This is a genomic window from Glycomyces sp. L485 (genome assembly GCF_022548875.1).
In the GTDB taxonomy this organism is placed as follows: Bacteria; Actinomycetota; Actinomycetes; order Mycobacteriales; family Micromonosporaceae; genus Glycomyces.
In genome coordinates this window covers 25540-36410 of the sequence record NZ_JAKZEW010000041.1, presented here as the reverse complement: position 1 = coordinate 36410, position 10871 = coordinate 25540, and the positions used below count along the sequence as shown (strand labels likewise).

Annotated in this window: 7 protein-coding genes and 2 pseudogenes; 5 read left to right on the top strand and 4 right to left on the bottom strand. The window is 68.9% G+C overall.

The window, feature by feature from the left end:
• Positions 1-228: 228 nt before the first annotated feature.
• Entirely contained in the window at positions 229-990 is a 762-nt protein-coding gene (locus tag L0U85_RS16950; protein WP_241378940.1) for an ABC transporter permease, read from the bottom strand.
• Positions 987-1964 (bottom strand): ATP-binding cassette domain-containing protein, encoded by a 978-nt coding sequence (locus L0U85_RS16945; RefSeq protein WP_241378939.1) that lies wholly within the window; start codon positions 1962-1964, stop codon positions 987-989. Before L0U85_RS16945 ends, L0U85_RS16950 begins: the two co-directional genes overlap by 4 nt.
• A 142-nt stretch (positions 1965-2106) precedes the next feature.
• On the opposite strand from L0U85_RS16945, the gene L0U85_RS16940 reads away from it, so the two are divergent.
• The 4 genes and pseudogenes from L0U85_RS16940 (at position 2107) to L0U85_RS16925 (ending at position 7351) form a co-directional block, all read left to right on the top strand.
• Positions 2107-2781 (top strand): PadR family transcriptional regulator, encoded by a 675-nt coding sequence (locus L0U85_RS16940; protein ID WP_241378938.1) that lies wholly within the window; start codon positions 2107-2109, stop codon positions 2779-2781.
• Positions 2782-2938: 157 nt separating this feature from the next.
• Positions 2939-4672 (top strand): annotated as a pseudogene (locus L0U85_RS16935) (biotin carboxylase N-terminal domain-containing protein); the annotation flags it as partial.
• A 139-nt stretch (positions 4673-4811) separates the two neighbouring features.
• Positions 4812-6266, top strand: a complete 1455-nt coding sequence (locus tag L0U85_RS16930) for a GuaB1 family IMP dehydrogenase-related protein (protein ID WP_241378937.1) — start codon at positions 4812-4814, stop codon at positions 6264-6266.
• Between the two features lie 89 nt (positions 6267-6355).
• Complete coding sequence (locus tag L0U85_RS16925) at positions 6356-7351, top strand: hypothetical protein (RefSeq protein WP_241378936.1); 996 nt, start codon at positions 6356-6358, stop codon at positions 7349-7351.
• Between the two features lie 110 nt (positions 7352-7461).
• On the opposite strand, the gene L0U85_RS16920 is transcribed toward L0U85_RS16925, so the two are convergent.
• Positions 7462-8844 (bottom strand): NAD(P)H-quinone dehydrogenase, encoded by a 1383-nt coding sequence (locus L0U85_RS16920; RefSeq protein WP_241378935.1) that lies wholly within the window; start codon positions 8842-8844, stop codon positions 7462-7464.
• 62 nt (positions 8845-8906) lie between these two features.
• Between L0U85_RS16920 and L0U85_RS16915 the strand changes: the two are divergent.
• Positions 8907-9338: pseudogene (locus L0U85_RS16915) on the top strand (gamma-glutamylcyclotransferase family protein); the annotation flags it as partial.
• A 14-nt stretch (positions 9339-9352) separates the two neighbouring features.
• Here L0U85_RS16915 and L0U85_RS16910 read toward each other — a convergent pair.
• Complete coding sequence (locus tag L0U85_RS16910; RefSeq protein WP_241378934.1) at positions 9353-10543, bottom strand: amidohydrolase; 1191 nt, start codon at positions 10541-10543, stop codon at positions 9353-9355.
• Between the last annotated feature and the right edge of the window lie 328 nt (positions 10544-10871).

The window sequence follows — 10871 nt, the reverse complement described above, 5'->3', positions numbered from 1 at the left end:
ATCGCCGCCGCCCTTGGCGCAGAACAACCATCAGCCACACCACTCCCGCCGACGCCCCCGTGGCCATTGCCGGGCTCCTGTCGCGCAATACCTAGCAAGCAGTTCACCGGCCTCGGTTCGATGCGTATGGCAGACGGTGCTGGGGCCCGAACATACTGAGACCGCCGCGAATCCGGTGATTCGCGGCGGTCTCGTGGTTCCCGGTTTCCAGCGGGTTCGGGGCGCGTCTCAGGCGACGGCGCGGGCGAACTTGCGGCTCGCCCAGATGACGAGCAGGACTCCTAGGCCGCCGATGAAGACTGCGGCCTGCCAGATGAAGTTGCTCTCCAGGTCTCCGGCGAACAGCGCGCGGGCGGCCTCGACGGCGTAGTAGAACGGGTTGAAGTCGGCCACGCTCTGGAGCCAACTGGGCGCCAGTGCCATCGGCAGCATGATGCCAGAGAGCAGCATGACCGGCTGGACGACCGTGTTGAGCACCGGCGCGAGCGTGTCCTCGCTCTTGAGAACGATCGCCACCCCGTACGAAAGGGCGCCCAGCATGAACGAGGTCAGGATGATGATCCCGAACATGAGGAAGACACCGGGCCAGTAGATCGCCAGGCCGCCTACCGGCGATGCCAACAGCACGAGGATGAGGGCCTGGACGAGCGTCGTGGTTACCGTCGCGAAGGTGCGTCCGATCAGGAGCGCGACCCGGCTGACCGGGGTGACCCGCATCCGTTCGATGACGCCTTGCCGCAGTTCGGCGATGAGGCCGAAGCCGACGAAGGTGGAGCCGAACAGGGCCATCATGATGATCAGTCCGGGCACGAACGTCTCCATCGCACCGGACTCGAATCCCCGCTGACCGTCGAGCGAGTTGAGCAGCGGTGCGAAGAAGACGAGGAAGTACAGCGGCTGGACCAGCATGACGACGAGCCAGACCGGCTGTTTGATGTTGAGCTTCATGGCCCTGGAGTAGACGAGCCAGGTGTCGCGGAGGGCTTTCATGCGGCGGTCTCCTCTTCGCGCAGCGACCGGCCGGTCTGCTTCAGGAACACGTCGTCGAGGCTGGGCCGGTGCAGCTCGATTGACGCGGCGGCGATGTCGGCGCCGTCGAGGGCGCGCAGCAGTGCGGGCAGGGCGGTGGAGCCGTCGTCCACATAGAGGCGCATGACGGCGATCCCGGTGGCGGGATCAGCCCCGCCGGCCTCGACCTCGCGCACGAAGTCCTCGGCGCCGAGCAGGTTCTGGGCCGCTTCGGACCGGCCGTTGACGCCGATGGCGACCACGTCGCCGGCGACCTCTTTCTTGAGCGCGAGCGGGGTGCCTTCGGTGACGATCTCGCCGTGGTCGATGATCGCGAGCCGGTCGCACAGGGCGTCGGCCTCGTCGAGGTAGTGGGTGGTCAGGAAGATCGCGGTGCCCCGCTCGCGCAGCGCCCGGACCTCGTCCCACATGTGGGCCCGCGACTGCGGGTCGAGGCCGGTGGTGGGCTCGTCGAGGAAGAGCAGTTTGGGCTCGTGCATGATGCCCAGGGCGATGTCGAGACGGCGCTTCTGGCCGCCGGAGTACGTCTTGATGTTGCGGTCGGCGAACTCCGTGAGCTGGAAGGCCTCCAGGACGGTCTCGGCGCGATCAGAGGCCGTCCGCTTGGACATGCCGTAGAGGCGGCCCTGCATGATGAGCTCATCACGGGCGGTGACCTCGCCCCAGGTGCCGCCCTCCTGGCCGACGTAGCCGATGTCGCGGCGGACGCCGGCCTGGTCGCCGGCGAGGTCGTGTCCGCAGACGACGGCGCGGCCCTCGGTGGGCTCGATGAGCGTGGAGAGCATCCGCATCGTCGTGGTCTTCCCGGCGCCGTTGGGGCCGAGGAGCCCGAAGATCTCTCCTTCTTTCACGGCAAGGTCGACGCCGCGGACGGCCTCGACTTCCTTCCCGCGGGACTTGAAGGTCTTCTTCAGCCCCTTGGTTTCGATGAGCATGGGTACCTCACGGGTGGGTTTCCGAGCGGCCCGAGCGGGCCGCGGTTCCTTGTTCAAATTTGACTATAAACATGCAGTTGCGTTGGGCGCAAACAGGTATACCCATGGCAGTGGCGATAGTCAAAGCTATACTATTGTCGGCATGTGGAGCACGCGACTTCTCGTCCTCGGCCTGGTCCGATGGCTTGGCCCCGTCCACGGTTACCTCGTGCGCCGCGAGCTCGACTCGTGGCGGATGCCGGGGGTCGGCGAGATCGGAGCGGGCTCGATCTACCACGCGCTCAAGAAGCTCACGACCGACGGGCTGATCGAGGTGGTCGCGACCGAATCGGTGGACGACCGTCCAGCTCGGACAACGTATCGGATCACTGTGACAGGCGAGAGCGAGTTTCAGCGGCTCGTTCGGGAGAAGCTGTGGAACGTGGCGCAAGCCGACGACCCGTTCCACACCGCCTGGTCGTTCGCGAATGTGCTCGGCAAGAACGAGAACACGGCGATGCTGCGCCGACGCGCCGAGATCCTCTACTCCCGCATCGAGGCCGTGACGGTGCTCCTGGCCTCCACCACCGGCGAGTGCGCGCCGGGCCGCGAGGAGGAGTTCCTGCCGCCGCACGTTCGGGCGATGCTCAAGCGCCAGACCGACCTGATGGTCGTCGACGCCGAGTGGTGCGAGACCACGGCGGCGAGGATCGAGTCCGGCGAGCTCGACCTCGGCGCCGTTCCCAGCCCCGTCGAGAACGAGAACCGGCGCGAGGCGATTCGCACCGACGATTTCCAGAACCCGGCGGTCGAACAGTGGCAGTCGACCTTCAAGTGAGCGCTCGCCTTAACGAGCGTTCGATACATCACCTCAAAAAATCCACAAAGAGAACTGTCGGGTAGCCACAAAATAAGCCTGCTTTGTCCCGTTTTTGCGCACGCCTCGACCGGCACGTGGGATCGGGCACGGAGACTGGAGCATTACACTGCGGGACGTGCGCAAGGTATTGATCGCCAACCGCGGCGAAATAGCGGTGAGAGTCATTCGGGCCTGCCGCGACGCCGGCTTCGAGTCCGTCGCCGTCTACGCCGACGGCGATCGAGACGCTCCACATACCCTCCTGGCCGACGAGGCGTTCGCCCTCGACGGCCTCACTGCCGCCGACACCTATCTGCGGATCGACAAGCTCCTGCGCGTCGCCGAGCGCAGCGAGGCCGACGCCGTCCACCCCGGCTACGGCTTCCTCTCTGAGAACGCCGAGTTCGCGCAGGCCGTCATCGACGCCGGACTCACCTGGATCGGCCCCACCCCGCAGTCCATCCGCGACCTCGGCGACAAGGTCACCGCCCGCCACCTGGCCATGCGTGCCGACGTGCCGCTCGTGCCCGGCACCAAGGAGCCCGCCAAAGACGCCGACGAAATTCTCGCCTTCGCCGACGAGCACGGCCTGCCCGTCGCGATCAAGGCCGCCTTCGGCGGCGGCGGCCGAGGCCTCAAGGTCGCGCGCGAACGCGGAGAGATCCCGGACCTGTTCGACTCGGCCGTCCGAGAGGCCGAGGCCGCTTTCGGGCGCGGCGAGTGCTTCGTCGAGCGCTACCTCGACCGGCCCCGCCACGTCGAGGCGCAGGTCCTGGCCGACACCCACGGCAACGTCGTGGTCGTCGGCACCCGCGACTGCTCTCTCCAGCGGCGCCACCAGAAGCTCGTCGAGGAGGCTCCCGCGCCGTTCCTGAGCGACGAGCAGCGCGCCACGATCCACAGCGCCGCCAAGGCGATCTGCAAAGAGGCCGACTACCACGGCGCCGGCACCGTCGAATTCCTCGTCGGCACCGACGGCACCATCTCCTTCTTGGAAGTCAACACCCGCCTCCAGGTCGAGCACCCCGTCTCCGAGGAGACCAGCGGCATCGACCTCGTCCGCGAGCAGTTCCGCATCGCCTCCGGCGAGCGCCTCGACATCACCGAGGACCCCGAGCCGAGGGGCCACTCCATCGAGTTCCGCATCAACGGCGAGGACCCCGGCCGCGGCTTCCTGCCCGCCCCCGGGACCGTCACCAGGCTCAAGCTGCCCTCGGGCCCCGGCGTGCGCGTCGACACCGGCATCGAGGAGGGCACCGTCATCGACGGGAACTTCGACTCGCTGCTGGCCAAGGTCATCGTCACCGGCGCCACCCGCGCCGAGGCCCTCCAGCGCTCGCGGCGCGCCCTCGCCGAGATGGAGGTCGAGGGCATGGCCACGGTTCTGCCGTTCCACCGCACCGTTCTCGACGACCCCGCCTTCGCCGGCGAGTTCACTGTCCACACCCGCTGGATCGAGACCGAGTGGGACAACACCCTGGAACCGTTCGACGCCGCCGCCGGCGTCGGCGACACCGCAGAGGAGCGCACCAGCCTCGTCGTCGAGGTCGGAGGCAAGCGCCTCGAAGTGAGCGTCCCCGCCGAACTGCTCAGCGGCGCCTCCTCGTCCAAGCCGCGCAAACGCGGTCCGAAGAAGAAGTCCGACTCCGGAGCGGTCGTCGGCGGCGACAGCCTGCCCTCGCCGATGCAGGGCACGATCGTAAAGGTCGCGGTCAGCGACGGCCAGAGCGTCGTCAAGGGCGACACCATCGTGGTCCTGGAGGCCATGAAGATGGAGCAGCCCATCGAGGCGCACAAGTCCGGCACCGTGACGGGCCTGGAAGTAGCCATCGGGGACGTAGTCTCCGCCGGCGCCCAGGTTTGTCAGATCACCGACTTACGCGCACCACCCTCCCGAGGGACAATGAAAGTCGCTGTGCATGGCACCACAAGCACTGCGACGGCCGACGCGAACCAGCTAGAGTGTCGTGCTGCGGGGACGCCGCACGACACCGAGGGGGCCTGCAACCATGCGCTTCATCGACGACCAGCCCGGACACGATCTGACCTACGCGGACGTCTTCATGGTCCCCAACCGGTCGGCGGTCACCTCACGCCTGGACGTGGACCTGTCGACCGCCGACGGCACCGGCAACACCGTCCCGATCATCGCGGCGAACATGACCGCCGTGTCGGGCCGGCGCATGGCAGAGACCCTGGCCCGCCGCGGCGGACTCGCGGTCATCCCGCAGGACATTCCCGTCGGAGTCGTCACCGACGTCATCGCGAAGGTCAAGTCCCGGCCGCTCGACTGCGACACGGCCCTGACCCTGCCGCCCGCCGCCACCGTCGCCGAGGCCATCGCGCTGTTCCCCAAGCGGGCGCACGGCGCGGTCATCGTCGTCGACTCCGAGGACCGCCCGCTCGGCGTGGTCGCCGAGGCCGACTGCCGCGGCGTCGACCGGTTCACCCAGCTCGAACAGGTCGCCTCGGACCGGCTCGTCACCCTGCCGCAGGGCATCACCGACGCCGAGGCCTTCGACATCCTCGAAGAGGCCAACGTCAAGCTCGCGCCCGTCCTCGACGACACCGGCCGCCTCCACGGCGTCCTCACCAAGTCCGGCGCGCTGCGCAACACGCTCTACACGCCGAACACCGACGCGACAGGGCGTCTGCGCGTCGCCGTCGCCATCGGCATCAACGGCGACGTCACCGGCAAGGCCAGCGCACTGGTCGAGGCCGGCGCCGACCTCATCGTCGTGGACACCGCGCACGGCCACCAGGAGAAGATGCTGGAGGCCCTCAAGCTGGCGCGCAAGGCCGCGCCGGAGACACCCATCGCCGCGGGAAACGTCGTCACCGCCGAAGGCACGATCGACCTCATCGACGCCGGCGCCGACATCGTGAAGGTCGGCGTGGGCCCGGGCGCGATGTGCACGACGAGGATGATGACCGGCGTCGGCCGGCCGCAGTTCTCAGCGGTCCTCGAATGCGCCGCCACGGCGCGCCGCTTCGGCAAGCACGTGTGGGCCGACGGGGGTGTGCGGCACCCGCGCGACGTCGCGCTGGCGCTCGCGGCCGGGGCCTCGAACGTCATGATCGGCTCCTGGTTCGCCGGGACGCACGAGTCGCCGGGCGACATGCACTACGACGCGGACGGCAAGCCGTACAAGGAGAGCTTCGGGATGGCGTCGGCCCGGGCGGTGAAGGCCCGCAGCGCCACCGACTCGGCGTTCGAACAGGCCCGCAAGGCCCTGTTCGAGGAGGGCATCTCCTCGGGCCGGATGTACCTGGAGCGGACTCGCCCCGGCGTGGAGGACCTCCTCGACTCGATCGTGGCGGGCGTGCGCTCGTCGGCGACGTACGCGGGGGCGGTGAGCCTGGCCGAGTTCCACGAGCGCGCCGCGGTCGGCGTGCAGTCGGCGGCCGGCTACACCGAGGGCGCACCGGTTCCCAGCAGCTGGTTACCGCGCGAAGACGGGTGAACACTCCGATTTAGGCGATCAGCGGTACATTGCAGACTATTCCATATAGCTTCTTTCTGTAATCGCCCGATGATTCAGAAGGAGCACCTGTGAAACGCACTGCCATGTTCGGCGCGGGGGCGATGATGATCGCCACCGGTATGATCGCCCTGCCGGCCGCCGCCCAGTCCCCGGACCGCGAGGAGGCCAAGTCCCTCCTGGTCGAGGGCCACTTCAACGGCGACGAAGTCGTGGACGACGACTTCATCCCGCTCGGCTCGGCCTGCCTCACCGGGGCGACAGAGACCGGCGTCTTCAGCCCGTGCGACGCAGAGAGCCTGGGGCCGGTGCCCATGGCGGGCGAGACGCCCGGATACCTCCAGCTCACCGACGCCGGCGGGTTCAAGACCAGCGGCGTCCTCTACAACCGGCCGCTCGAGAACGACGGCGGCATCGAGGTCCACTTCGCGCAGTACCAGTACGGCGGGGCCGGAGCCGACGGCATCTCGTTCTTCCTCGTCGACGGCGAGACGGATCTGGCCGAGGCGGGCGCCTACGGCGGCAGCCTCGGCTACGCCCAACTCGGCGACCTCTCGGGCGTCGACGGCGGCTACCTCGGGCTCGGCCTCGACTCCTGGGGCAACTTCTCGGCCGACACCGAGGGCCGCGGCACCGGCTGCCCGGAGAACCAGCGGGCGCCCGACCACCTCCAGACCAGCACCGCCCGCGCCCCCGACAATGTCGCCCTGCGCGGCCCCGGCTCGGGCTCCGAGGGCTACTGCCTGCTCGCCACCACCGCCACCGACGAGATCGTCGGCACCGGAGTCAGGGGAGACGACCTGTACGGCAGCTCCTTCCCCGAAGCGCTCAGCGTCGACTCCTTGGAGGCGGCGAAGCGCCTGGTGAAACTCAAGGTCAACGACGACCCGATGCCGGAGGTCACCGTCGACATCGACTTCCTCGACGGCGACGGCTGGCAGCGGGTCTTGGAGGCGACCGTGCCGGTCGAGGCGCCCGATACGTTCAAGTTCGGCTTCGCCGCCTCCACCGGCGCCGCCAACGACGTCCACCTGCTGCGCCACCTGCGGGTGGAGACCTTCGAGTGAACGCGAGACCGACGAGGCCCGCGGTAATGCCGCGGGCCTTTCGCGTGCCTGGGCCGCGTTCGGACGGCCCCGACTCGGATCCGACTCCGCTCGAGGCGATCACAGACGGCCTAGTACTCCATGAGCTGGCGGGCGGCCTCGGCGATCGAGCCCGACAGCGACGGGTAGATCGTCAACGTCCGCGCCAGCTGCTCGACGGTGAGGCGCTGCTCGACGGCCAGCGCGATCGGGTGGATGAGCTCCGAGGCGCGGGAGGCGACGACGACGCCGCCGGCGACGATCCCCGAGGAGTTCCATGCGAACAGCTTCACGAAGCCCTCGGTGCGGTCGACCATCTTGGCGCGCGGGTTCGACGTCAGCGGCAGCAGTACGGCGCGGCAGTCGGCCGTCCCGGCGTCGACCTCGGACTGGGACACGCCGACGGAGGCGAGTTCGGGGTCGGTGAAGACGTTCGCTGCGACGTTGCGGAGCTTGAGCGGCCGGACGGCCTCGCCGAGGGCGTGCCAGATCGCGATGCGGCCCTGCATGGCGGCGACCGAGGCGAGGGCGTGGACGCCGGTGACGTCGCCGGCTGCGTACACGCCCGGGACGTTGGTGCGCGAGACCTTGTCGACGGGGATGAATCCGCGTTCGTCGATGTCGACGCCGTAGGCGTGCAGGCCGAGGTCGTCGGAGTTGGGGATGGATCCGACGCAGATGAGGGCGTGGCTGCCGGTGACGGTCGAGCCGTCGTCGAGCTCGACCTCGACGCCGGTGTCGGTGCGGCGGGCGGACGCGGCCCGGGTGTTGCTCCGGATGTCCATGCCGCGCTTGCGGAAGACCTTGCCGACGGTTTCGGCGGCCTCGGCGTCCTCGTGGGGCATGACGCGGTCGCGCGAGGAGATGAGCGTGACCTCGCAGCCCATGGCGAGGTAGGCGGAGGCGAACTCGGCGCCGGTGACGCCGGATCCGACGACGATGAGGCGCTCGGGCAGGTCGTCGAGGTCGTAGAGCTGGCGCCAGGAGAGGATGCGTTCGCCGTCGGTCGGCGCGGTGACGAGGGTGCGGGGCGTGGCGCCGGTGCAGACGAGGACGACATCGCAGTCGAGGTCGTACGGTTCGCCGTCGATCGGGACGACGTGTACGCGGTGGACGTAGTTGATCTTGTTGTCGAGCAGGGCGGCGCGCCCGTAGACGATGTCGACTCCGGCGGCGGCGACCTTCTGGGCGATGTCGGCGGACTGCTGGGTGGCGAGGCGCCGCACCCGGGAGTTGACGGCCTTGGCGTCGATGGTGGTGTCGACGGCGCCGACGCCCATCTGGGTGCTCTCGTGGATCTCGGTGAGGACGTTGGAGGCGGCGATGAAGGTCTTGGAGGGCACGCAGTCGGAGAGGACGCAGGCGCCTCCGGCTCCGGTGGCTTCGATGAGGGTGACGTCGGCGCCGAGCTGAGACGCCACGAGGGCGGCCTCGTATCCGGCCGGTCCTCCTCCGATGATCGCTACACGTGCCACTGTTGGGCCTTTCGGTGTCAGGGATGCTTCTGCGCGGGCAGGTTCCAGGGTATCTTCGAGTCGTGCATCTCTATGCCGCGTATGGCTCGAATCTAGACCCGGCCCGCATGCGGGCGACATGCCCACGTTCTCCGCTTGTGGGAACGGGCTGGCTGGAGGGCTGGCGAATGACGTTCGCCGGCGACGATCTCGGCTGGGAATCGGCGGTGGCGACGGTGGTGGAGGAGCCCGGCGACCGGGTGTTCGTGTCGCTGTACGACCTCGACCCGGCCGACCGCGCGGTCCTCGACGAGCTGGAGGGATTCAACTCCGGCCTGTACCGCAAGATGCACTCGCAGGCGGTGACGCTGGAGGGCAACCGCTCGGTGTGGCTCTACGTCTTCGAGGGTTTCGAGGGCGGCATGCCGAGCGAGTGGTACCTCGACGAGATCCTGCGCGCCGCCGAGGCGGCGGGCGCCCCCGAGGACTACGTCGAGGCCCTGCGAAAGCGCCCGATCGCGGAGTTACTTCAGAAGGCGGGGCTCGCTGCGGCGGCCAGCGCGGTGTGGACCATGACTCGCACGCCGTGGCCGAGCGCGGTCTCGTCTATGTCGAAGTTCCCCTGGTGGATGTCGCATTCGACGCCGGGGCGGCCGACGCCGAGGCGCGCCATCGCGCCGGGGACGTGCTCCAGGTAGTAGGCGAAGTCCTCTCCGCCCATCGACATCGGAGCTTCGGCCACGGCCTGTTCGCCGAGGGCGGCGGCGGTGGCGCCGGCGAACATCGCCGAGGCGAGTCGGTCGTTGACGACCGGCGGGACGCCGCGCTGGTAGTCGATCTCGCATTCGACGCCCGAGGAGCGGGCGACCGAGCGGGTGACCTCCTGGACGAGGTCGGGGATCATCTGCCAGGTCTCGCGGCCCTGCATGCGGATGGTGGCGCGCGCGAGGGCCTCTTCGGGGATCGCGTTGGCGGCCTCGCCGGCCTGGACGGCGCCGAAGACGATCGCGACGGCCTGTCGCGGGTCGATGCGGCGGTTCACGAGCGCCGGCATGTCGACGATGACGCGGCTCATGGCGTTGATGATGTCGGTGGTCAGGTGCGGGCGCGAGGTGTGGCCGCCGCGGCCTGACATCCGGATCTCCATGACGTCGCAGGCGGCGGTGAGCGGCCCGTTGCGGACGGCGACCTGTCCGGCGAGGAACTGCGGGTCGCAGTGGAACGCGAAGATCGCGGCGACGTCGGTGAGCGCGCCGTGCTTGATCATGGTGGGCGCACCGGAGGGGAACTGCTCCTCCGAGGGCTGGAAGATCAGCCGGAACCGGCCGGGCAGCTCGCCGCGGCTCGACAGCTCGGCGAGGACGCGGCCGACCCCCGCGATCATCGCGGTGTGGGCGTCGTGGCCGCATGCGTGGCACACGCCGTCGACGGTCGAGCGGTAGGGGACGTCCTTGGGGTCTTGGATGGGCAGTGCGTCCATGTCGGCCCGCAGCGCGATGACCCGGTCGCCGTCGCCGATATCGCAGGTCAGCCCTGTTCCGTCGGGGATGAACTGCGGCTTGAGGCCGGCCTCGCGCAGTTGCGCGGCGACGAAGTCGGCCGTGTCGTGCTCCTGGCGCGACAGCCGCGGATTGGCGTGGATGTGGCGGCGGGCGGCGACGAGCTCGTCGAAGTGGATTTCGAGCCAGGCGTCGAGGAAGTCGGGCAACGATGTGGACATGGCTGGGGGCTCCGATGCGGTGGGACCAGGTGAAGTGCCGAGCGAGGGCAGTGCAGCCGGTACCAGCACGCGGGACTTCAGCGCCTCCGCGTCGGTCGGGCGGGCCTTATTGGACTTGGTGGCTGTACCCATTTCGACGACATTCTCCGCAGTGAGCGTGTACATTCCTTCGCGCCTCTCAATTCGCGTTCGTGAATCAGCGCCAAAGGAGGACGACTGGGCAAGCTTAAACCCGATCGCTCTCCGTCGCGGCTTGCGCCGGGATGAGCGACGTTTCCCCACCGGGCCCGGTCGGGCCGGTGGAACACCCACCGCGAAATCGCATTAC

Coding starts and splice junctions, on each gene's coding strand:
- L0U85_RS16930 (WP_241378937.1), top strand. CDS start 4,812: ATGCGCTTCATCGACGACCAGCCCGGACACGATCTGACCTACGCGGAC.
- L0U85_RS16910 (WP_241378934.1), bottom strand. CDS start 10,543: ATGTCCACATCGTTGCCCGACTTCCTCGACGCCTGGCTCGAAATCCAC.
- L0U85_RS16945 (WP_241378939.1), bottom strand. CDS start 1,964: ATGCTCATCGAAACCAAGGGGCTGAAGAAGACCTTCAAGTCCCGCGGG.
- L0U85_RS16940 (WP_241378938.1), top strand. CDS start 2,107: ATGTGGAGCACGCGACTTCTCGTCCTCGGCCTGGTCCGATGGCTTGGC.
- L0U85_RS16950 (WP_241378940.1), bottom strand. CDS start 990: ATGAAAGCCCTCCGCGACACCTGGCTCGTCTACTCCAGGGCCATGAAG.